Origin of the sequence: Thermocrispum municipale DSM 44069 (assembly GCF_000427825.1) — a bacterium.
Classification (GTDB): Bacteria; Actinomycetota; Actinomycetes; order Mycobacteriales; family Pseudonocardiaceae; genus Thermocrispum; species Thermocrispum municipale.
This window is the reverse complement of record NZ_ATYT01000004.1, coordinates 75,102-96,057: the sequence shown is the minus strand read 5'-3', so window position 1 is coordinate 96,057 and position 20,956 is coordinate 75,102. Positions and strand designations below refer to the sequence as shown.

At 66.9% G+C, this 20,956-nt stretch carries 20 protein-coding genes; 8 read left to right on the top strand and 12 right to left on the bottom strand.

Going from position 1 to position 20,956, the window contains the following annotated elements:
• Position 1: 1 nt before the first annotated feature.
• Complete coding sequence (locus YWM_RS0103800; protein ID WP_043659582.1) at positions 2-1,132, bottom strand: citrate synthase 2; 1,131 nt, start codon at positions 1,130-1,132, stop codon at positions 2-4.
• Positions 1,133-1,389: 257 nt separating this feature from the next.
• On the opposite strand from YWM_RS0103800, the gene pdxH reads away from it, so the two are divergent.
• From pdxH to YWM_RS22090, 5 genes are all read left to right on the top strand, one after another.
• Positions 1,390-2,073, top strand: coding sequence for a pyridoxamine 5'-phosphate oxidase (gene pdxH / locus YWM_RS0103795; RefSeq protein ID WP_028849592.1), 684 nt, complete (start codon positions 1,390-1,392; stop codon positions 2,071-2,073).
• Between the two features lie 304 nt (positions 2,074-2,377).
• Complete coding sequence (locus tag YWM_RS0103790) at positions 2,378-3,193, top strand: hypothetical protein (RefSeq protein ID WP_028849591.1); 816 nt, start codon at positions 2,378-2,380, stop codon at positions 3,191-3,193.
• Positions 3,187-3,876 (top strand): hypothetical protein, encoded by a 690-nt coding sequence (locus YWM_RS0103785; protein ID WP_156914627.1) that lies wholly within the window; start codon positions 3,187-3,189, stop codon positions 3,874-3,876. The genes YWM_RS0103790 and YWM_RS0103785 overlap by 7 nt, the downstream gene beginning before the upstream one ends.
• A 111-nt stretch (positions 3,877-3,987) precedes the next feature.
• On the top strand, positions 3,988-4,428 hold the full coding sequence (locus YWM_RS0103780; RefSeq protein ID WP_028849589.1) for a hypothetical protein: 441 nt from the start codon (positions 3,988-3,990) through the stop codon (positions 4,426-4,428).
• A gap of 38 nt (positions 4,429-4,466) precedes the next feature.
• Positions 4,467-5,804 (top strand): MFS transporter, encoded by a 1,338-nt coding sequence (locus YWM_RS22090; RefSeq protein ID WP_156914626.1) that lies wholly within the window; start codon positions 4,467-4,469, stop codon positions 5,802-5,804.
• Positions 5,805-5,817: 13 nt separating this feature from the next.
• On the opposite strand, the gene YWM_RS0103770 is transcribed toward YWM_RS22090, so the two are convergent.
• From YWM_RS0103770 to YWM_RS0103730, 7 genes are all read right to left on the bottom strand, one after another.
• On the bottom strand, positions 5,818-6,180 hold the full coding sequence (locus tag YWM_RS0103770) for a hypothetical protein (protein ID WP_156914625.1): 363 nt from the start codon (positions 6,178-6,180) through the stop codon (positions 5,818-5,820).
• A 242-nt stretch (positions 6,181-6,422) separates the two neighbouring features.
• Positions 6,423-7,223, bottom strand: coding sequence for a hypothetical protein (locus tag YWM_RS0103765; protein ID WP_156914624.1), 801 nt, complete (start codon positions 7,221-7,223; stop codon positions 6,423-6,425).
• 54 nt (positions 7,224-7,277) lie between these two features.
• The gene (locus tag YWM_RS26025) at positions 7,278-8,054 is read right to left on the bottom strand and encodes a hypothetical protein (protein ID WP_156914623.1); all 777 of its coding nucleotides are present in this window, start codon (positions 8,052-8,054) and stop codon (positions 7,278-7,280) included.
• Positions 8,051-8,656 carry a hypothetical protein gene (locus tag YWM_RS0103750; RefSeq protein ID WP_028849585.1) on the bottom strand — a complete coding sequence of 202 codons (606 nt, stop codon included), beginning with the start codon at positions 8,654-8,656 and terminating at the stop codon, positions 8,051-8,053. The genes YWM_RS26025 and YWM_RS0103750 overlap by 4 nt, the downstream gene beginning before the upstream one ends.
• Positions 8,657-8,670: 14 nt before the next feature.
• Entirely contained in the window at positions 8,671-10,017 is a 1,347-nt protein-coding gene (locus YWM_RS22085) for a putative T7SS-secreted protein (protein ID WP_052344530.1), read from the bottom strand.
• On the bottom strand, positions 10,017-10,382 hold the full coding sequence (locus YWM_RS22080) for a hypothetical protein (protein WP_043659579.1): 366 nt from the start codon (positions 10,380-10,382) through the stop codon (positions 10,017-10,019). Before YWM_RS22080 ends, YWM_RS22085 begins: the two co-directional genes overlap by 1 nt.
• Positions 10,383-11,648: 1,266 nt before the next feature.
• On the bottom strand, positions 11,649-12,797 hold the full coding sequence (locus tag YWM_RS0103730) for an acyl-CoA dehydrogenase family protein (protein WP_028849583.1): 1,149 nt from the start codon (positions 12,795-12,797) through the stop codon (positions 11,649-11,651).
• A gap of 206 nt (positions 12,798-13,003) precedes the next feature.
• Here YWM_RS0103730 and YWM_RS0103725 point away from each other — a divergent pair, with 206 nt between their 5' ends.
• A complete protein-coding gene (locus tag YWM_RS0103725; protein ID WP_052344529.1) occupies positions 13,004-14,317 on the top strand; it encodes a citrate synthase in 1,314 nt (437 codons plus the stop codon).
• Positions 14,318-14,495: 178 nt separating this feature from the next.
• Here the strand turns inward: YWM_RS0103725 and YWM_RS0103720 are convergent, their stop codons facing one another.
• The 3 genes from YWM_RS0103720 to YWM_RS0103710 form a co-directional block, all read right to left on the bottom strand.
• Positions 14,496-15,701: an ABC transporter permease gene (locus YWM_RS0103720; RefSeq protein WP_028849581.1), complete on the bottom strand. Its 1,206-nt coding sequence runs from the start codon at positions 15,699-15,701 to the stop codon at positions 14,496-14,498.
• On the bottom strand, positions 15,694-16,617 hold the full coding sequence (locus YWM_RS0103715) for an ABC transporter ATP-binding protein (protein ID WP_028849580.1): 924 nt from the start codon (positions 16,615-16,617) through the stop codon (positions 15,694-15,696). The genes YWM_RS0103720 and YWM_RS0103715 overlap by 8 nt, the downstream gene beginning before the upstream one ends.
• 163 nt (positions 16,618-16,780) lie before the next feature.
• On the bottom strand, positions 16,781-18,406 hold the full coding sequence (locus YWM_RS0103710) for a long-chain fatty acid--CoA ligase (RefSeq protein ID WP_028849579.1): 1,626 nt from the start codon (positions 18,404-18,406) through the stop codon (positions 16,781-16,783).
• Between the two features lie 237 nt (positions 18,407-18,643).
• Here YWM_RS0103710 and mihF point away from each other — a divergent pair, with 237 nt between their 5' ends.
• Positions 18,644-18,955 carry an integration host factor, actinobacterial type gene (mihF, locus tag YWM_RS0103705; protein ID WP_028849578.1) on the top strand — a complete coding sequence of 104 codons (312 nt, stop codon included), beginning with the start codon at positions 18,644-18,646 and terminating at the stop codon, positions 18,953-18,955.
• Between the two features lie 126 nt (positions 18,956-19,081).
• Positions 19,082-20,251 (top strand): isochorismate synthase, encoded by a 1,170-nt coding sequence (locus tag YWM_RS0103700; RefSeq protein ID WP_052344571.1) that lies wholly within the window; start codon positions 19,082-19,084, stop codon positions 20,249-20,251.
• Here YWM_RS0103700 and YWM_RS0103695 read toward each other — a convergent pair.
• Positions 20,235-20,954 carry a 4'-phosphopantetheinyl transferase family protein gene (locus tag YWM_RS0103695; RefSeq protein WP_245565910.1) on the bottom strand — a complete coding sequence of 240 codons (720 nt, stop codon included), beginning with the start codon at positions 20,952-20,954 and terminating at the stop codon, positions 20,235-20,237. The genes YWM_RS0103700 and YWM_RS0103695 overlap by 17 nt on opposite strands.
• Between the last annotated feature and the right edge of the window lie 2 nt (positions 20,955-20,956).

The following is a 20,956-nucleotide window of genomic DNA, read 5'->3' as shown; positions in this document are numbered from 1 at the left end:
CTCAAACCTCCTGGTCAAGCACGGTGACCGACTCCCAGCCGGCGACCTCGTCCGGTTTGCGCGGCCCCGGTCCGATGTAGGAAGCGGACGGGCGCACCAGCCGCCCGGTGCGTTTCTGCTCCAGGATGTGCGCGCACCAGCCGCCGGTCCTGGCGCAGGTGAACATCGCGGGCATCATGTGCGGCGGAACCTCGGCGAAGTCCAGGATGACCGCGGCCCAGAACTCCACGTTGGTCTCGATCGCGCGGTCCGGTCGGCGTTCGCGCAGTTCGGCCAGGGCCGCTTGTTCGAGCGCCGCCGCGGCCTCGTACCTGGGAGCGCCGAGGTTCTTGGCGGTGCGGCGGAGAACGCGAGCGCGCGGATCCTCGGCGCGGTAGACGCGGTGCCCGAAGCCCATCAGCCGTTCCTTGCGATCCAGCAGGCGCTTGACGAAACCGGTGGCGTCACCGGTGCGTTCGACCTCCTCGACCATCGGGAGCACCCGCGCGGGAGCGCCGCCGTGCAGCGGGCCGGACATGGCACCGATGGCGCCGGAGAGCGCTGCCGCCACGTCAGCTCCGGTGGAGGCGATGACGCGAGCGGTGAACGTCGAGGCGTTCATGCCGTGCTCGGCGGCGGACACCCAGTAGGCGTCGATCGCCCGGACGTGCGCGGGGTCCGGTTCTCCGCGCCAGCGCGTCATGAACCGCTCGGTGATGGTGGAGCACTCGTCGATGCGTGCCTGCGGGACCGCGGGCTGGTGGATTCCGCGGGCCGACTGGGCCACGTAGGACAACGCCATGACGGCGGCCCTGGCGAGCTGTTCACGGGCTTGCTCGTCGGTGATGTCCAACAGTGGTTCGTAGCCCCACACGGGCGCGAGCATCGCCAACCCGGCCTGGACGTCGACGCGTACGTTGCCGGTGTGCACCGGGATCGGGAACGGTTCGGCCGGCGGCAGGCCGCGGCCGAACCTGCCGTCCACCAGCAACGCCCACACGTCGCCGAACGTCACCCGGCCCGCCAGGTCTTCGATGTCCACGCCGCGGTAGCGCAGCGCGCCCCCGTCACGGTCCGGCTCGGCGATCTCGGTGCGGAAGGCGACCACGCCCTCCAACCCGGGCACGAAACCGTCGGTCGCGCTGTCTGCCATGGTCAGGCCTCCTTCGCCGTTCCGGCCGGGCCGTCGGCACGGTGCGCGGCGGCGGTCCGCAGCGACGCGCGAGGGCTGGGTCGGTGTGTGTTACCAGGTCAGCGCGGGTCGAGAGATTGCTCACGTCGCGCTGCCATTGATAATGGTCCTGGCGTTGCCGAACCTCCAGTCGACGTTTTGGGTCTTCCCTAGAACTCGGCGCACGCTTTAACGTCGGTTGGGATCTGTCCGCTCCCGAAACCCGGAGGCGCTGCAGTATGTCCCAGACCACCACTGATCACGGCGAAGTACCCGATCTCGCCGTCGTGTTGCCTGGCATGCGGGTCTCCTACGAAGGGGAGGCCCTCAACGAGGCCGATCTGGCCCCGACATGGACAGAGCAACTACAGCGGTGGCTGGACGAAGCCATCTCGTCGGGCGTTTCCGAGCCGAACGCGATGGTGCTGGCGACCGCGGACCCGGAAGGTCGTCCGTCGTCGCGCACGGTGTTGTGCAAGGGACTGGACAGCCGCGGTGTGGCCTTCTACACCAACTACACGTCCGCGAAGAGCCACGAGCTGGCGAGCACGCGGTACGCGTCGGCGACGTTCCCGTGGTACCTGCTGCACCGTCAGGTACACATCCGTGGTCCGGTGGAGAAGGTGCCTGCCGCGGAGACCGCGAAGTACTGGGCGTCACGTCCGCGGGGTTCGCAGCTTGGCGCGTGGGCGTCGCCGCAGTCGGGCATCATGCCGGACCGGCGGGCGCTGGAGAACGCGCTGAAGGCCGTCGAGCGGCGCTTCGCCGACGTCGAGGAGATTCCCCCGCCGCCGCACTGGGGTGGCTGGCGCATCAAGCCGGACGTCGTCGAGTTCTGGCAGGGCAGGGAAGACCGCATGCACGACCGGCTTCGGTACGTGCGCGACGACGACGAATGGCGGATCGAGCGGGTCGCTCCTTGAGCTGAAAAGGGCCTCTTCGCCGGTTTTTCTTTGCCGGGCCCGTATACAGGCGGGCAGTCGGCGCGATCTGCGTTTGCGCGGCGGCATACGGCATCGCTTCGACTGGGCGACGCGAGTGGCGCATCAGGTGCGCTTAAACGCTCTGTTCGATACCCCTGACCGGTGACCACCCCGGCTTTCCCAGTACAGAGCGGGTCCACCGTGCGAAACTATCCCTCGACTGGAAGGGTCTGGGGGATTCATGTTGCGGGCGTTCGTTGCTGACGTCGCTCTGTGTCTGCTCGCTTCGGGTTGTAGTGCCACCGTGGCAGGCAAGCCCGTGGCAGGGCAGGTCGCTCCGGCGCCGTCCGCGCCGGCGAAGAAGGCCGAGCGGCCGAAGGATCGCAGTCAGGTCGCTGTGCTCTCGGCGCTGCGGCGAATCGACGCCTGCGCGCTGGTCGATCTGAAGCTGGCCAAGCGAGTCTCGTCGGAAAGTTCTGTGCAGAAGGCTCCGCTCGGCCCACACGCGTGCGCCGCGGTGGAGAAGCGATTCGGCGGCGACATCATGAGGGTGGCCGTCGGCGAGGTGCAGGAGCACATCGCCAGGTTCCGGGCCAAACCGATCGAACTCGCCGGCGCCAAGGCCTACGAGATGCGCACGCTCGGCGAGCTGGAGCAGTGCCGCGTGTTCATCCCGGTCAGCTTCGACCTGAGCGTCGATCTGGATTACGAGGACGAAGCGGGGGCTGGGCTCGACGCGTCCTGTGGTGTGCTCCACAGCTGGGGCGAGTACGTGGTGAAGAAGCTGCGCAGGCCCGGCTCGATCAAGCTGGCGCCGAACAAGCGCCCGTTCGCCGCGTGGGACGGCTGCACGATGCTGGTCGAGATTCTCCCGGACAGCAAGAAGTGCAAGTACCGGCCGAACGGGACATACGACCCGTTCAGTGGGTGCTGGGCTCTGGGCGAGAACAAATCGGTCAAGCTCGAGGTCCAGTACGGCAGTAAGGACGACATCCGGTCCGGTACGCGGCGCACCATCGGGGGCAAGAAGGTCACGGTGCGCGCCTGGTCGACGACTGCGTGGCCGAGTAGGTGCAGGGGCCCTCGCGGGTTGCCCAGGACGGCTCCGAGTCGTTGCTGATGGAGCTGTCGGCTCCATGCGGTCAGATCAACGGCCTGGTGTCGAAGGTGATCAAGAAGGCGAAGGGTAAGCCGTCGTCAGCGGGCAAGCCGCAATCCAGGTTGCTGTACAAGCCGACGGAGAACGATACGGCGGCTCCGGGTGCCTGCGCGCACTTTGCGAACGGGGCGGGGCCGCACTGCGAGCCGTATCACCCAGTACAGGCTGCGCGTGGCTATGACGCGATGGTCGAGGCGGACACGAAGACTCGCGACGCCACGTGCGCGGTGTTCTATCCGGCCATCCAGAAGCACTTCGGCGAGAATTTCGAGGCTGCCACTTACGGGGCATTCTGCTACTTCGTCGACGAGACGCACACGATCGACATCGGGGCTTCCGTACTTCCGGAGTTGCCGGGACACATACCCAATCAGTACGGCGACGAGCCGGGCGCATCGGTCGATCGTCGTCAGATCGAACTCGGTGGTCGTCCTGCACTGGTGTTCTTCGACAGCAGGAGAAACCAGTACGACATTTATGTCTCGCACGTGAATGATTTGGATGCACCGGGTGGATTGAATTTGTTCGTCCAGGTGTCGCCACCACGGGGGATCGATACGGACGAGAATCCGACCGTGAGCCCGGAACTGGTGGAAAAGGCCCAGAGGGCCATGGCGGATGTGGTGGAGCGGTCGCTGAACTGACCTGATGGACCGCCGAGCGCTGGTCGATCGGCCCGGCATGTCGGCGGTTCGGGCCTCGCCCGCCGGGCGCGCGAAGCAGCCCCGGAGGGGTACGAGGCGATCACCGCAGCCATGGCGCAAGACCCGAACGTTCAGTGCGCCGTGTTCGAGTCGGCCGTGAAAGCGCACTTCGGTGACAACTTCGAGCCACTGAATTTCCGGCAATCCTGCTACTTCGTCTCGCCGGATCACGAGCTGGAGATCACCACGAACGTGCTGCCGCCCGCTCCGATGTACGTCCCCCGGGAGTACTCCGACCTTGCCGGGCCCGGCGAGCTCGAGGAGATCCAGCTGAATGGCAAGCCTGCGCTGTCCTTCCGCACCGAGATCGGCGAGTACGACATTTACCTCTCGCATGTCGGAAACGTCGATGCTCCGGGCGGGTTGCACATCGGGTTGCGTCCGTTCCCGCCACGGGGGTGGTCCGTCAACGACACGCCGGAGATCAGTGCCGGGCAGGTGCAGCAGGCGCAGCAGGTGATGAAGGACGTGGTGAAGGCCTCGCCGAATTGAGTGGGAGTCGCTGCCGACCGTGAGTTAGCCTCACGAATATGGCGACGGGCACCCGGCGTGTGTCCCGGGTGCGCTCAGCGCTGGCCCGGGCGGTGATCGACACCCGGCCACTTCGCGTACCACAATTCCGGTTGCTGTGGTTCTCCACCGTGGCCACTGCCATCGGCAGTCAGCTGACCGCGGTGGCGGTGCCCAAGCAGATCTACGACATCACGCAGTCATCCGGGTGGGTCGGGGTCGCCGGCGGTGTCGGCCTGGTGCCGCTGTTGGTGTTCGGCCTGTGGGGTGGGGCGATTGCCGACGCGGTCGACCGGCGCACGGTGATGCTGGTCAGCAACATCGGCGTCGCGGTGACGTCCGCGCTGTTGTGGGCCCAGGCCGCGAGCGGGCTGAACTCGGTCGCGGCCGTCCTGGTGTTACTCGCACTCCAGCAGTCGTTCGTCGCGGTGAACATGCCGACACGGTCCGCGGCGATCGCGCGACTGGTGCCGATCGAGCTCGTGCCGACGGCCAACGCGCTGAACTTCACCACGACCACGTTCGGCATGGTCTTCGGTCCGCTGATGGCCGGGGCGCTGATCCCGGTGCTTGGCCTGTCGACGCTGTATCTGATCGACACGATTGCGCTGATTCTTGCCGCCCTCATGGTGTGGCGGCTGCCGAGAATGCCGCGTGCTGCGGAGGCCACCGGGCGCGCGGGCTTGCGTGACATCGCAGACGGCTTGCGCTACCTCGCCGCACGCAAGCTGCTGATGGTGTCGTTCCTGGTCGACATCATCGCGATGGTCGCGGGCATGCCGCGCGCGCTGTTCCCCGAGATGGCCGAGACGACGTTCGGTGATCCGCCGGGTGGCGGGCCCGCGCTCGGGTGGCTGTTCGCCGCGATCCCGCTCGGCTCGGCCATTTTCGGGCTGTTCTCCGGCTGGTTCTCGCGCATGTCTCGCTCCGGAGCCGTCATCGCCGTCGCGGTCATCTGTTGGGGTCTGACCGTCGTCGGTTTCGGCTTGTCGACCTCGCTGTGGCTCGCGGTGCTGTTCCTGGCGCTCGGCGGTGGTGCTGACCTGGTCAGCGCGGTGCACCGCAGTTCGTTGCTGCAGCTGGAGGCCACCGACGAGATGCGTGGTCGCATGCAAGGCGTGTTCACCGTGGTCGTCGCGGGCGGTCCGCGGGTTGCCGACCTCGTGCACGGCTGGGGCGGCGCCGCGGTGGGGGCGGGCTTGGCCAGCGTCATAGGTGGGGTCCTGGTCGTCGTGTTGACGATCGCGGTCGTGGCGTGGCTGCCGAGCTTCTGGCGCTATCGCACGCCGGCCGCGAGCGCACGACCCGCCGACGAGGCGGCGGACGAACACCCGGCGGTGTCGACCAAGCAGGATTGACCGGCTGTGCGGGTCAAATCCCGTCGATGAATATCTCCACCAGCTTGCCGCGTGCCCCGAACGGATCCAGCCAAGACACCCAGGTCTTTCGGGCGTGCGGCAGGTGGACCATCTTGTGGTCGACGATCCGTCCACCGCGAGTGGTCAACAAGGCTGCTGCGGTGTGGTCGTTGTCGAGCCGGGTCGTGGTCTCGTACCTGAGGTGAGCGGTCAGTTCCTGGGCGAGCCGGCGAGCGTCGTTCTCGGTAGGTGTCGTGATGACCGTGAGGGTGCCGATCTGCTTGTTCTCCGGCCGCCTTCGGATGACGTCGACCCGGCCCTGCTTGCTGGGGTTCCGACTGCGCGACCGCGCCGGCGAAGCCACTCGTGTGGCCACGCGTTGCGCTTTTCCGAGAAGATCGCTTCCAAGAATTGCTGCGGCCTGGACAAAACGACGGCGTCCGGCTGGATGCGGTCCGCCATGACGAGATTCGGTGCTCCACTTGCCACTCGCCGCTGTCCGGGTCCTTGATCCGTTGAGCAGGGCGGAGGATTGTCGGCCGACGAACTGACGTCGCCTCTGCGCTGATCCTGGTCGTGGTTTCTGTTGATCGCATGTCAGCTGTGCCTGCGCATGAGTCAATGTCCGAGGAAGTGGCCCAGCATCTGCCAGCGGAAGCCGCCAGGGTCAATTCGGTCTACGAGCGTCATGGTGTCAGGAATCCCGCCCAGGTGGACCATTTTCTCGTCGGCGATCCGGCCCTTGTGGCTGATCACAAGGCTCTGCATGTCCGGGTCGCGCGAGACAGTGACCGGAGCATGGTGCGTCAGCTGGGTAGCCAACGTCTGGGCCAGGCGGCGTGCGTCGTCTTCGGTCGGGGTCATGACGACCGTCAGTGCGGCGATACGTCCGTTCTCAGGCAGCGTCCTCAGCACGTCGACGCGTCCCTGCTTGCCCGACTGAAGGCGCTGAATCGCGCCGACGATCCACTGAATGAGAACTTCACAGCCGAGGAGAACCGAGAACATCAGCGCAACGGCCAGCCGAATCACCATTTCGAGCACCGTCAACGCGATCAAGAATAACGAGTAGGCGAAGCCCAGGACCCAAAGAACGATGAAGAGCAGGCCGTACGGAATTAGTTTCCAGGTGAACTCGTCGAGCGCCTCCTTCGGTTTGTCCGCGGTGTCCCCAGCTTCTTTGGAACCCCCGTTCTTCTTCAGCGGTGTTGGTGCCGGAGATGTTGGCCCGACTTCGCTGTAGCGCCTGGGTGTGAACCAAACGAGCGAAATTGGCTGGATACGCCGCCGCCATGGCGAAATACGGTGCTCGACCTGCCATTGCACACCGGCCGGATCCTCGACATGTAGAGCGGGGCGGAGAAGGGTCGGGCTGCGAATCTTCTTCGGCTCGGTATTGGTGCTGCTCGGGCTCGTCATGGGTGTGGCTCCCTGAGAAGTTTCTGCCGACGTAGATGAAACGGGCGTGCGGCATCACCGGAACAGACGGCGCCAGACGTCTGCGCGGGCGCTGCCGTCGGGGTCCAGACGGTCCGCAATGGTCAAGTTCTCGGCGCCCCCGCCCAGATGAACTGTCTTCACGTCAGTGATGTGCCCGTGGTGTCCGATGATGAGACTCTGTGCCTCGGGGTCGTCGCTGAGTTCGACCGGCGAGTGCTGCTGCAGATACGCGGCCAAGGCCTGAACGAGCTGACGTGCGTCGGCCTCGCTCTGCGTGGTGACAACCGTCTGAGCGGCGATGCATTTGTTTTCCGGAAGCGTACGGAGTACATCCACTCGTCCGCGCTTTTTGGGTGAGAGTCGGCTTATCGAGCCGACGATCCACTGCGCGAGCACTTCGATACCGAGGAAGACCGAAAGGATCAGGGCGACAGCCAGGCGGGCGGCTATGTCGACGACCATGAGTGCTAATACGAACATGCCGTAGAGCATCTCGAGTACCGCGATCAGAACTATTGTTATATAAGCGAGCCACGCGGGAAGCTTTTCCAGTCGATTCTTTCTCGGTCGCCGGATTTCCTGGGTCTTCTCGTCTTCGTCGCTCGGTGGCCTCGGTGCCGGTCGTTTCGGAGTGACCTCGCTGTAGCGACGCGGCATGAACCAGACAAAAGCGATCGGTTGAATTCGGCGTCGCCACGGCGAGATACGGTGCTCGACTTGCCACTCGACGCCATCTGGGGCCTGGACGCGGAGCGCAGGCCGCACCAGCGTCGGTCGCTTGACTTCGTGTGACCGCTCTGTTGTGGTCATTCCTCTTCCCACGTGAAGGTGTCGAAGATGTGCTTCGCCAAGCCGGCCACGTGTGACCAATCCTCCGCGTTGTTGCTGCTGACCTCGATAACCACCGTTTCTGGTAGGTGCGGTGCGGGGATCCACGCGCTGAGACTCCGGGTGGTCAGCGTGACCGGCCCGATCGGACTCTCGTGTCGGCCGGCGTGGCTGGTCTCGGTGACGATGCTCTCCCCGGCCGGGAGTGACACGCGCTCGAGACGGTCGAAACTATGAGTCGTTGAGAGCTTTTGCACCAGCTCCAATGCCTCGGACACTGCTTCGTGATCTGTCCGTTCGGTGAACAGATTCACCAGGACCATGATCGGGCGAGCGGCTTCCGGCGAACGGTAGAGCGCTGCCGATGTGTGCGTCGAACCCGCCACTGCGGCGGCCGTTCCGGTCGCCGCAAGCATGGCCGCGGTCTCCAGGCTGCCTTCGGTCAGTTCGCCCGGGTTCGGTACCCCGAGTGCGGCCTGCCACTCCTGCGCGAGCTCGACGAGACGCTCGGCGGATGGTTCGCTTTCTCTCGGTAACTCGACGAATCCTTCGGGTAAGGTCACCGAGAACGAAGGAACTTGCATGAGTCGGTTCGTCCTTAGTCGTCCGAGAACTTGTCTTTAGCGTATTCCGTTCCTAGTTTGATTCCTCCCGACTTCCCGGCCTGAGCGAGCGCGCCACCAATCATTCCGTCGGTCGAATAGGGCCCCTTGATCTCTTTGCCGAACCCCTTCGCAAAGAAGTTGGCAAGTTTGACGTTGTTCTGGTGTGCCTGCTTGGCGGCGTCGTGGACGATGTCGGAGATTCTTCCGCGGCCGAGGTTTCGAGCGAGATCTTTCGCGGCCGAGAAGTTGCCGGGTTGGAGTTTCTTGGCCAGGCCGGGTGAAATTTTTCTCAGCATGTTCTTGCCGGCGTCCTTTGCTGCGCCCATGGCGGCTTGACCGGCGGCTGTCTTCAATCCGGTGAGCGTCCGTCCGACTGTGCCGCCTTTGGCCATCGTGACTGTGATCTTGGATGCCTTCCCGGTGCTGGCGAGCTTGGTTGCTGCGCCGAGCCGGCCGCCGGGGACAGCCCCCAGGCCGTCCATGACGATGCTCATCGTCGAGATATCGGCCCCACCGGCCTTGGCCAGTAGTTTCGTGCCGGCCGCCAGGCCGCTGATACCTGCTGCGGCTGCGGCGGTCACGGCATTGACACCGGGAATGAATGAGGTGGCAAGCGCGAGAACTCCCATGGCGTTGCCGAGTACCGATAGGCACTCACCGAGTGTGGCCAGCGCGTCGGAGATGTCGGCGAGCAGGCCTTCGATGGTGTCGGCGACGTCGGAGAAGAAGTCACCGATGGCGTCGAACAAGCCGCCGATGTCGATCCACGGCGTGTCCGGAGCGATTTCGCGCGCCCTGTTGAGCGCAGCGGCGACCCGGACGGCCTCCTCGCCGTGGGACTCGAACAGGCGCCGTGCTTGCCGCCGGATCTCCTCGAGGCTGCGGTGTGCCTTCTCGACCTCGGCCTCGGCGGCTTGGAGCAAGCGCCGGGCGCGATCCAGTTCCGGGCCGATCGGGAAGCTGCGGTTCGCCAGGTCCAGGTCCGGGTTGGCTTGCGCCCGTTTCAACTCGCCTGCCGCCCTGGCGGCCTCCGCCTCCAGCGACGCGGCCTTCCGTTGCAGCTCGACGAGATCGTCGGCCCAGCCGGACAGGGCGGTGGAAGCATCGGAGAACGACCGGTGCGCCTTGTCCAAATACTCCGGCAGGTCCTCGACCGTTTCCGAGAAGGCTTGCGCGGCGGAACCCGTCCAGATGCCTTCCGATTTGCCCAGGTTGACCAGGTCCGTGTGGGCCTCACCGAGGTCCCGAGCGATGGTGCCGAGGTTGTCCGCCAGCGTGTTGATCCGGTCGATGTTGCCGGGTGCCGGATCGAAGCCGAGGGCGGGAAATTCGCGCGCCATCAGTTCCCCTCCAGGCGCTGCTGAATGATCGAGCTCCCGGGGTCGGGCCCGATGCTGCTCGCCACATGGCCCTGATCCCCACCGCCGAGCGTGTCCCGGACGCCCTCGTCCAGCTCCTGGTAGACCTTCAACGCTTTCCGTAAGCCGTCGACGATGTCCCCGGTGAGATCGCTGATCTCGTCGATGCCGTCTTCCCAGTCGTCCTGGAATTCCTCGGCCGCCTTGTCCAGGTGCGGATGACCGAGGTCGGTGAAGCTCGCGTCCCGCAGCTGATCGGTGGCGCGGGTCATGCGTTCTTCCGCATGTTCCAACGTGTGCACCAAGTGGCGCACCTCGGACAAATCGATGCTGAACCCGCCAGACATGAAACCCCCTGGTTCCTCCCTCCGGCGGCGAGGACAACACACCGACACTGCGGCTGCAACCGGATCCGGAAAACTCAGCCCGGAAGGGTCGCGGACAGCGGTACGAGGTTCACTCAGAGTGGTTCAACCAGGTCACAGGCGCCGAAAATCGATCGGGTCGACGTTCGCGTCCGCCGATACTGAGCAGCGTGAAGCGCAAGCAGCAGGGCTATGTGGTCTGGACGGCATCCCGGGAGTGGTCGCCGTCGAGGCGGAGCCGCAGGCTGCTTGCATTGCCNTGGCGGGTCGTCGACGCGATCCGGATGAACCGACGTGTCGTTCCCGGCATTCACATCTACGTCCTGGCTGCCGTGGTCGGGTTGGGGCTCGGGCTCGCCTCGGCCTTCGCGCTCGACTGGCCCTGGTGGCCTTTTCCCCTCGGCGCGCTAGCGCTGACAGTTGTCGTCTCCGCGGCCACGGCATTCACCTCGCCCGTGACGCGCAGCTACACGATGGAGGAATTGTACACCGTCATGTCGGCCGTTTCTTCCGATTACCACGAGCGGCGCCGCGCCGAATACGCGAAACGATTCACGACCGCCGACGTTCCGCTGTACGGGCTGGAGCCGACATGGCGTGGACTGCGATATTTCGACACTCTGATCGACGACACCAGACAGTTCACGTGCTGGGGCCTGACTCACCGACGCGACGACGACGCCGAGCTCGAAGTCATGACCTGTCGCACGGAGCAGACCCGGGCACAAGTGATCGACGAGATCTGGCTGAGCCGGGCCGACGAGGAGTTCGCCACGCTGCCGGAGCGAACCGACGTCACCTGGGAGGCTCTCCCGGTCGAGGTCGACGGTGAGCAGTACGAGTTCGCCCTGCTGGCGGGTTCGACCGAGTGGTGGGCGTACCACAACATCGGCGGTCAGGGGATCGTTTTGCACGGCAGGCAGGGTTTCCCGCGTGCGGGCATCCGGCTCGCCCGCATGCGGGATCTCGGGCCTTACCTCAGCGGGCACGCCGAGATGGAGCGCCGGCTCACCGAACAGTGAGCGCCGCCGGTCGGCCAGGTCTTCAGTGACCGTCCCGGAGGAGAACGCCGGTCGGCCAGGTCTTCAGTGAGCGCCCGGAGGACAACGCCGGTCGGCGAGGTCCTGCACGCGCGAGTGCCGAACAAGGCGAGCGGACCAGGCCGCCGGGGACAACGCCGGGGCAAGGGGCCGGGAACGCCCGTGCCGGGTGAGCAGCAGAGGCGGCTCGCGAACCCCGAAGGAGCCGTCAGGACGACTTGCGCAGTTCCCGCGCGATCACCAACCGCTGAATCTGGTTGGTGCCCTCGAAGATCTGCGGCACCTTCGCCTCGCGCATGTACCGCTCCACCGGGAAATCGCGCGTGTAACCCGCGCCGCCGAGGACCTGCACCGCGTCCGTGGTCACCTTCATGGCGTTGTCCGTCGCGACCAGCTTGGCGATCGACGCCTGCCGCGCGAACGGAAGCCCACGATCCCGGCGCCGCGCAGCTTCCAGGTAGGTCGCTCGCGCCGACTCCACCGCGGCCGCCATGTCCGCGAGCATGAACTCCACCGCCTGGAAGTCGATGATCGGCTGACCGAACTGCCGACGCTCACGCGCGTACGCCAACGCCTCGTCCAGCGCCGCCTGCGCGAGGCCGACCGCGCACGCGGCGATCCCGAGTCGTCCGGACGCCAGCGACTCCAGCGCGATGCGCAGCCCCTGACCTTCCTCGCCGATCCGGCGTTCCGCCGGAACCCGCGCGTCGTCGAAAATCATCTGTGCGGTGGTGGAGCCGGTCAAACCCATCTTCTTCTCCGGCTCGGCAGCCGAAAGGCCTTCGGTGTCCGCGTCCACCAGCAGGCACGTGATGCCCTTACCGCCGTCCGGTGACGTGCGCACCATCGTGGTGTAGAAATCCGCCTCGCCGCCGTGCGTGATCCAGGCCTTCGTGCCATTGATCACATACTCGTCGCCGCTACGCACTGCGCGGGTGGACAGTGCCGCCGCGTCCGACCCGGCATGGCTCTCCGACAAGGCGTAGGCGCCCAGTAGTTCACCACTCAGCATGGCCGGGAACCACTTGTCACGCTGTTCATCAGTGCCGTAGTGCGCCAGCGCGAAGCACGACATGGTGTGCACGGACAATCCGACGCCCATCGACATCCACGCCGTGGCGATCTCCTCCAGCACCTGGAGGTAGACCTCGTACGGCACGTCTCCGCCGCCCCAACGCTCCGGGTAAGGCAGCCCGAGCAGGCCAGACTTGCCGAGCAAGCGGAACTTCTCGCGCGGGAACCGCCCCTGCTCCTCGTACTCGGCGGCCAGTGGGGCCAACTCCTCGCGGGCGATCTCGCGCGCCAGCGACACCAGATCCTCGGCCTCGGTGGAGGGGAGCAGACGCTCGGCAGGCATGGACGGGTTCCTCCGATTTGATGCGAACAGCTGCTCACTTAAGACTACCGAGCGGCACCCGTCCGACACAGCCCAGGCGGGCGAGTGAGGTCGATCACCCGAACGGCCAGTGATGGTGGTGACGCAAAGTCGTCAGCGTGCTGCATAAACCGGCGTGAGTCGGATAGGTTAGGGCCGAATCCCCAATCCACGTGAGAGGACCACCCATGTCCGACGCCGCAGCCAAGCCGAGCAGCGCAGAGACAGCGACGCTGCGAGTACCGGGTGGCGAGCATGAGATGCAGATCGTGCCGGCCGTGGAAGGTGCTTCCGGCATCGAACTCGGCAAGTTGCTGGCCTCCACCGGGTACATCACCCTGGACCCCGGATTCGTTAACACCGGGGCGGCATCGTCTGCGATCTGCTACATCGACGGCGACGCGGGGATCCTGCGCTACCGCGGTTACCCGATCGAGCAGCTCGCCGAGAAGTCGTCGTTTATGGAAGTGTCGTACCTGCTGATCTACGGCGAACTTCCCACCGCCGAGCAGCTCGAGTCGTTCACCGACCGCGTCCAGCGGCACACGCTGCTGCACGAGGACCTCAAGCGGTTCTTCGACGGCTTCCCGCGCGACGCGCACCCGATGCCGGTGCTGTCCAGCGCGGTGTCCGCGCTGTCGACCTTCTACCAGGACTCCCTCGACCCGTTCGACGCCGAAGCCGTCGAGCTGTCCACCGTGCGTCTGCTGGCGAAGTTGCCGACCCTGGCCGCGTACTCGTACAAGAAGTCGATCGGCCAGCCGTTCCTGTACCCGGACAACTCGCAGAGCCTGGTGCAGAACTTCCTGCGGATGACCTTCGGACTGCCCGCGGAGCCCTACGAGGCGGACCCCGAGGTCGTCAAGGCGCTGGATCTGCTGTTCATCCTGCACGCCGACCACGAGCAGAACTGTTCGACGTCCACCGTGCGGCTGGTCGGTTCGTCCGAGGCGAACCTGTTCGCCAGCATCTCGGCGGGCATCAACGCCCTGTTCGGCCCGCTGCACGGCGGCGCCAACCAGGCGGTGCTGACCATGCTGGAAGGCATCCGCGACGACGGTGGCGACGTCGACCGGTTCGTCAGCCGGGTCAAGAACAAGGAGAAGGGCGTACGCCTGATGGGCTTCGGCCACCGGGTGTACAAGAACTACGACCCGCGCGCCAAGATCATCAAGCAGACCGCCGACGAGATCCTCAACAAGCTCGGCAAGAACGACGAACTGCTCGATCTGGCCGTCCGGCTGGAAGAGCGCGCGCTGTCCGACGAGTACTTCATCGAGCGCAAGCTGTACCCGAACGTCGACTTCTACACCGGCCTGATCTACCGGGCGCTCGGCTTCCCGACCGAGTACTTCACCGTGCTGTTCGCCCTCGGCCGGTTGCCGGGCTGGATCGCGCACTGGCGGGAGATGATGAACGACCCGGCGCGCAAGATCGGCCGTCCACGGCAGGTCTACACCGGTTACGGCAAGCGCGACTACGTTCCGATCGAGCAGCGCTGACGCAGCCTTCACCCAGGCCCGCGGAATCTCCCGAGCGAGATCCGCGGGCCTTCGTGCGTCGGGAAGCAGGCATCGCGTGAGCGGGCCTTCGTGGGTCTGCCGGCGAGCCGTGTGACGTGTCGGCGGGCTCTCCTGCGTCTGGAGCGGCGCACACGGGGCCTGGCTGCCCTTCGGGCGGCTAGAGGCGAGCCCCGCGCAGCGCGTCCCGCACCCGCATGCGGCTGCCGGTGTGCAGCACCGCGTTGTGGTAGACGCGGCCCCCGAGCCAGGTCAGGGCCGCGACCGTCGCCAACGTGACCACCAGCGACACGGCAATCTCCCAACCGGCCACCTGCCCTGCGGTGATGCGCCCCGGCATGACCACGGGGGACAGCAGGGGGATGTGGGACATCGTCACCACGCCGCTGCCGTTCGGGTTCTGCAGCATCAGGTTGAGGCCGACGACGAACCCGATGGTCAGCACCATGGTCACCGGCGTGGTCACCGACTGCACATCCTCCTGCCGGGACACCAGCGAGCCTGCCGCGGCGAAGATCGTGGCGTACAGCAGGAAGCCGACGAAGTACCAGACCACGCCCCAGACCAGGGCGCTCACGGCGACGCCGGACAGGGTCACCACGCCGCTGGCCATCGCCATGACCAGGCCGACACCGGCCACGATCATCAGTTGCGCGAGCCCGACCGCGCCGATTCCGATGACCTTGCCGAGCAGCAGCTGCCACGGTCGCACGGTGGCCAGCAGGATCTCCACCACCCGGCTGGCCTTCTCCTCCACCACGCCCTGGGCGACCATCGTTCCGTACGTGCTGATGGCCATGAACAGCAGAAACACCATGACCAGGCCGATGCCCAGGCGTTGCCCGTGCTCGGCGCCCGCCGGCTCGATCGTGCTGACGGCGACGTCGGCCTGGCCCGCCTGGGCGAGCACCTCCTGCGGGTCCGTGACGCCTGCCTTGGCCAGCTCTCCGGCGAGAATCTGCTGCCGCGACAGCTCGGTCAACGCGGTCCGCAGCCGCGAGTCCAGCTCGGCCCGCACCAGTACCTTGAGTTCGGCCGGATTGCCGTACACCACCGCGTCCAGCTCGTCGGCCTCGAGCTTGGCGCGGCCCTGCGCCTTGTCGGTGACCACGCTGGTGTGCACGTCGAGGCCCACCTGCTCGCCGGCGACCTGCAGGGGACCGGCGAGATTGGACGCCTGGCCGCTCAGCCCGACATCGGTGCGCGCGGCGTCGGTGAAGATCGACGCCTGCAGCAGGAGATAACCCACGAGCACGGCGATGATCACCGCGGTCGACAGCACGAACGAGCGGGTACGCAGCCGGGTGTTCAGCTCGCGCCGGGCGACCAGCCGGACAGCGGTCAGCGGAGCGACTTCGTCACGCATCGACCCTCCCGCCGGTCTCGTCGGCCACCACACTTCGGAACAGCTCGGCCAGCGACGGACGATGCCGGGTGAAGCCGGTGACCGGTCCGGTGGCGAGAGCAGCCTGCAACACCGCCTGGTCGTCGGCCCCCGCGGCGAGTTTCAGCAGCGTGCGTGGTGGCCGCTCCTCGACGACCGTCACACCGGGCACGTCGTTCGCCCAGCCCGGCTCCGCCTCCGGGGCGACGATCTCCAGCTGCGTCTCGGCCGACGAGGTGAGTTCCTCGACCGACCCGACGGCCACCATGCGGCCGTTGGCGATGATGCCGACCCGGTCGCACAACCGCTCGACCAGATCGAGCTGGTGGCTGGAGAAGATCACCGAGACGCCGCCGGCGGCTTGTTCGCGCAGCACCTGGCTCATCACGTCGACCGCGACCGGATCGAGCCCGGAGAACGGCTCGTCCAGCACCAGCAGGTCCGGCTCGTGCACCAGAGCGGCCGCCAGCTGGACCCGCTGCTGATTGCCCAGGCTGAGTTTCTGCACCTCGTCCTGGCGTCGGTGGCTCAGATCGAGCCGCGCCAGCCAGCGTTGGGTCGCGGCCTGTGCGTCCGCGCTGCTCATGCCGTGCAGTTCGGCCAGGTAGACCAGCTGGTCGGCGACCTTCATCTTCGGATACAGACCGCGCTCCTCCGGCATGTAGCCGATCCGGGTGCGCACCGCCCGCGTGATCGGCTCCCCGTCGAAGATCACCTCACCGGAGTCCGGGGTGAGCACGCCGAGCACGATCCGCATCGTCGTGGTCTTGCCTGCGCCGTTGCTGCCCACGAACCCGAACAGCTCGCCCGGCCGCACCTCGAAGCCCACGTCGTGCAGCGCGACCACCGAGCCGAAGCGCTTGTGCAGACCCTTGATGGCCAGCGTGTGCTCGGGCACGGCGTCCTCCCCGGTGAGCCCAGGCAAACATGGGGTGTCGCGGGCAATGATCGCCTACGACGACCGAACGGCCGTCGTGGGGTCGGCCAGTTGGCGGCAGGGGTACCGACGACAAGCGGGAGGCGAGCCGTGCCCGCCTCCCGCTCGCTCCGCTTGCCTGCGGCTACTTCACCGTCTCGATGTTCAGCGTCCCGTCGGCGTGCTGCGCCCGGATCCGCTTCTTGTCGAACTTCCCGACCGAGGTCTTGGGCACCTCGTCGATGAACGTCCAGTACTCCGGCAGCTGCCACTTGGCGACCTTGTCGACGAGGAATTCCCGCAGCTCGGCAGCGGTGACCGACTCGCCTTCCTTGACCACCACGGCCACCAGCGGCCGCTCGTCCCACTTCTCGTCCGGGATGCCGACGACCGCGGCCTCGGACACCGCGGGATGCGCCATCACGTGGTTCTCCAGCTCCACCGACGAGATCCACTCACCGCCGGACTTGATGACGTCCTTGGCCCGGTCGGTCAACGTCAGGAATCCGTCCGGGGTGATGTGCCCGACGTCGCCGGTGCGCAGCCAGCCGTCGTGGAACTTCTCCGGGTCGGGGTCGCGGTAGTAGGCCGCCGCGATCCACGGGCCCGCCACCTCGAGCTCGCCGACACTCTTGCCGTCCCACGGCAGCTCGTTGCCCTGGTCGTCGACCAGTCGCGCCTGCACGCTGGCGGGGAAGCGGCCCTGGGTGTACCGGTAGGCCCACTCCTGCTCGCCGGTGGCCTCCGCGGGCGGCCGAGCCACGCTGCCCAGCGGCGACGTCTCGGTCATGCCCCAGGCGTGCAGCACCGGCACGTTGTGCTTCTCCATGAACGCGTGCATCAGCGACGGCGGCACCGCCGAACCGCCGACGACGACTTCCCGCAGGTGGGAGATGTCCTGTGGGTTCTGGTCGAGGTACTGCAGCAGGCCCTGCCACACGGTGGGAACCGCGGCGGCGTGCGTGGGCTTCTCCGCCGCCAGGATCTTGGCGATCGGCTCCGGCTGCAGGAACCGGTCCGGCATGACCAGCGACGAACCGGACATGAACGCCGCATACGGCAGACCCCAGCTCATCGCGTGGAACTGCGGCACGATCGCCAGCGTCTTGTCCGCCTGCGACAGCGCCATGCCGTCGGCGGCGCAGACCTGCATCGAGTGCAGCCAGATGGAGCGGTGGGAGTACACCACGCCCTTCGGGTCACCGGTGGTGCCGGACGTGTAGCACATCGCGGCCGCGGTGTTCTCGTCGAACGTGGGCCAGTCGAACTCCTCCGGCTGGGCGGACAGCAGATCCTCGTAGCCGTGCACCTCGACGCCTTCCGGTGCTTCCACCGTCGCCGGATCGCCGTTGGCCACCACCACGTGCCGCACCGTGGTGAACTGCGAGAGCTGCTTGTTCAGCAGCGGCACCAGGGTCCCGTCGACGATGATCACGTAGTCCTCTGCGTGGTTGACCACGTAGATGAGCTGCTCGGGGAACAACCGGATGTTCAGCGTGTGCAGCACCGCGCCCATGGACGGCACCGCGAGGTAGGCCTCGAGATGCTCGTTGTTGTTCCACATGAACGTGCCGACCCGCTGGTCACCGTCCACGCCGAGCTGACGCAACGCGTGCGCGAGCTGGGCTGCTCGGCGGCCGATCTGCGCATACGTCGCCACGCGCGATTCGCTGCCGGTCCACGTGGCGACCGTGCTGGTGCCGTGCACGCTCGACCCGTAGCGCAGCAACTGTCCGATGGACAGCGGCACGTCCTGCATAGTTCCGAGCATCGCCTTTGCCTCCCGAACGATCGTTTCCGTGCGGCGAGCCTAGCCCTGGTTTGGCTGCCTCAAAAGGGGGTAAACCGGGTGGTCAGGAGGGTTAAAACCGCTCGTCGGCATGGCGTGTCGGTTGCGCTGCCAGCGCATTCGTGGCGTTTACTTGGGGCAGCGCACCGGCCCGGGGCACACGTCAGCGGCACACCGCCGCATCCGGGCGGGTGAAACTGGATAGGAAGGATTAGTACGTTGGCTCTGCCTACGTTGACTCCCGAGCAGCGCGCCGAAGCGCTGGCCAAGGCCGCAGAGGCCCGGAAGGCGCGGTCGGAACTGCTCGCGTCGATCAAGTCCGGCAAGCAGAGCATCGAGAAGGTGCTCAAGGCTGCCAAGGACGACAAGACCATCGGCAAGACCAAGGTCGCTCAGCTGCTGAAGGCGGTACCCGGCCTCGGCGCGGTGAAGGTCGCCAACCTGATGGAGCAGGCAGGCATCGACAAGGACCGGCGGGCCGCGGGCCTGGGTCAGCGGCAGCGCGAGGCGCTGCTGAACGCGCTGAAGTAAGTCGGACCGGCTCCGTCGCGGCGGGTGCGCGTCCGGCCCTGGCCAGGCGCGGCCTGTCGGCACGCTCGCCGTTGCCCCGGTCACTTGCGGCCGGGACGGCAGTCGGCAGCGTGACACAATCGGGTGGTGACCGATACCGCGCGCGCTGAGGCAACCGATCCGGCCGACTTACTGGACGGTTACCGAGCGGGCGAGTTCGCATTCGTCACGCCGGAGCGCACGGTGCTGGCCGCGGGCGTCGACCGCGAACTGACCGGCACCGATGTGTTCACGCTGGACGAAGCGCTGCCCGAGGAGTTCGCCACGGCGGCGACACCGGTCGCGGTCGGTGTGCTGCCGTTCTCCGACAGCGCTCCGGCGCGGCTGGTCGTTCCGAGCCACATCCGATCCACTGGTCCGGCGCACGCCGCCATGGCGCGCAAGCCTGACCGCGTGCTGGGTACCCCGGTCCGCATGACCGCGGTCCCGTCGGAGCAGCAACACCAGCAGGCGGTCGCCGAAGCGGTGCGCCTGCTGCGCGAGGGGCAGCTGCACAAAGTGGTGCTCGCTCGCGCGCTCGACGTGGAGTTCCCCGCTCAGGTCGATCCCGCGTTCGTGCTGCACAACCTGGTGTCCGGCAATCCGAGCGGGTTCACGTTCGCGGCCCCGCTGCCTGGCCCACGCGCGGCGACGCTGGTGGGTTCGTCGCCGGAGCTGCTGGTGCGACGCGTCGGGAACCGAGTTTTCGCACATCCTCACGCCGGCACGGCGCCGCGCTCGAACGACCCGGTCGAGGACGCGAGGAACGCCGAGCGCCTGGCGGCCTCGAGCAAGGAGCGCACCGAGCACTCCCTGGTGGTCGAGGCCGTGGTGGAGGGACTGCGGCCGTTCTGCCGACGGATGACCGTACCGTCCGAGCCGTCGTTGACCTCGACTCCTGCGGTGTGGCATCTCGGCACGATGATCACCGGGGAGTTGTCCGATTCGGGAACGGACGCCAGTGCGCTCCGGCTGGCCGCTGCCTTGCACCCGACGCCTGCCGTGTGCGGGACGCCGACCGAAGCGGCGCGTGGGCTGGCGGAGAAGCTGGAGCCGTTCGCCCGTGACTACTACGCGGGCGCCGTCGGCTGGGTGGACGCCGCGGGCGACGGAGAGTGGGCGGTCAGTATCCGCTGCGCCGAGGTCGACGGCCGGACGATGCGCCTCTATGCCGGTGGCGGGATCGTTGCCGCCTCGGACCCGGCGGCTGAGCTCGCCGAGACCTCGGCCAAGTTCGCCACGCTGCTGCGCGCCATGGGGATCAACTCAGCGGTCTGAAGTCGGCTGACTGCCACCAGTGCTGGGTGACGGCCAATCCGTTCGGCGTGAGTGCGGCCACCGCGGCGGCATAGCCAGGGCCGCACTGCAGGTCCACCAGGGCCGTACTGGCCGGCTGCACAGCGTCGTGGGCGCTGCCGACCACAGCCGGCTGTTGGCCAGGCGGTGTGAGCGTGACGCTTTTCAGCGGGATCTTCAGACCGAGTCCGGTCGCCTTCATCACCGCTTCCTTGCGTGCCCAGTAGGTGAAGAAGACGTCCGCTCGGTCAGCCTCCGGCAGCGCCGCGACCGTGGTGTACTCGGCGTCGGAGAGCACGTATCGCAGCAGATCGTCGCCGCTGTTGCGTGTCGTCGCCTCGACATCCAGCCCGACCGGTGTGCCGGAGCTGACCGCCAACCCGACCCGGTCCCCGGCGTGGCTGATCGACAGCTCGAGATCACTGTCGGGTACGCGTGGTTTGCCGTGCGGGCGGCCGCAGTCCGGACACGTTGCGTCGAGTTCCACGTCGGCCGGCGCGATTCCCAAGCGCCGGCCGAGGACAGTTCTGGCAAGCACCCGGCCGGTCAGAAAGCGGTCGCGGTCCTCGGCTTTCCGGTACGCGTCGAACCTGGTGCGCTCGACCGGAGTGAGCAGCGCAAGCCAGGCGTCGTCCGCGGGCAGGGGCGTTGCCCACCACACATCACACTCCACGGGGCCCGGCACGC

Coding starts and splice junctions, on each gene's coding strand:
- YWM_RS0103800 (WP_043659582.1), bottom strand. CDS start 1,132: ATGGCAGACAGCGCGACCGACGGTTTCGTGCCCGGGTTGGAGGGCGTG.
- pdxH (WP_028849592.1), top strand. CDS start 1,390: ATGTCCCAGACCACCACTGATCACGGCGAAGTACCCGATCTCGCCGTC.
- YWM_RS0103780 (WP_028849589.1), top strand. CDS start 3,988: ATGGCGCAAGACCCGAACGTTCAGTGCGCCGTGTTCGAGTCGGCCGTG.
- YWM_RS22090 (WP_156914626.1), top strand. CDS start 4,467: ATGGCGACGGGCACCCGGCGTGTGTCCCGGGTGCGCTCAGCGCTGGCC.
- YWM_RS0103765 (WP_156914624.1), bottom strand. CDS start 7,223: ATGACGAGCCCGAGCAGCACCAATACCGAGCCGAAGAAGATTCGCAGC.
- YWM_RS26025 (WP_156914623.1), bottom strand. CDS start 8,054: ATGACCACAACAGAGCGGTCACACGAAGTCAAGCGACCGACGCTGGTG.
- YWM_RS0103750 (WP_028849585.1), bottom strand. CDS start 8,656: ATGCAAGTTCCTTCGTTCTCGGTGACCTTACCCGAAGGATTCGTCGAG.
- YWM_RS22085 (WP_052344530.1), bottom strand. CDS start 10,017: ATGGCGCGCGAATTTCCCGCCCTCGGCTTCGATCCGGCACCCGGCAAC.
- YWM_RS22080 (WP_043659579.1), bottom strand. CDS start 10,382: ATGTCTGGCGGGTTCAGCATCGATTTGTCCGAGGTGCGCCACTTGGTG.
- YWM_RS0103730 (WP_028849583.1), bottom strand. CDS start 12,797: ATGCCTGCCGAGCGTCTGCTCCCCTCCACCGAGGCCGAGGATCTGGTG.
- YWM_RS0103725 (WP_052344529.1), top strand. CDS start 13,004: ATGTCCGACGCCGCAGCCAAGCCGAGCAGCGCAGAGACAGCGACGCTG.
- YWM_RS0103720 (WP_028849581.1), bottom strand. CDS start 15,701: ATGCGTGACGAAGTCGCTCCGCTGACCGCTGTCCGGCTGGTCGCCCGG.
- YWM_RS0103710 (WP_028849579.1), bottom strand. CDS start 18,406: ATGCTCGGAACTATGCAGGACGTGCCGCTGTCCATCGGACAGTTGCTG.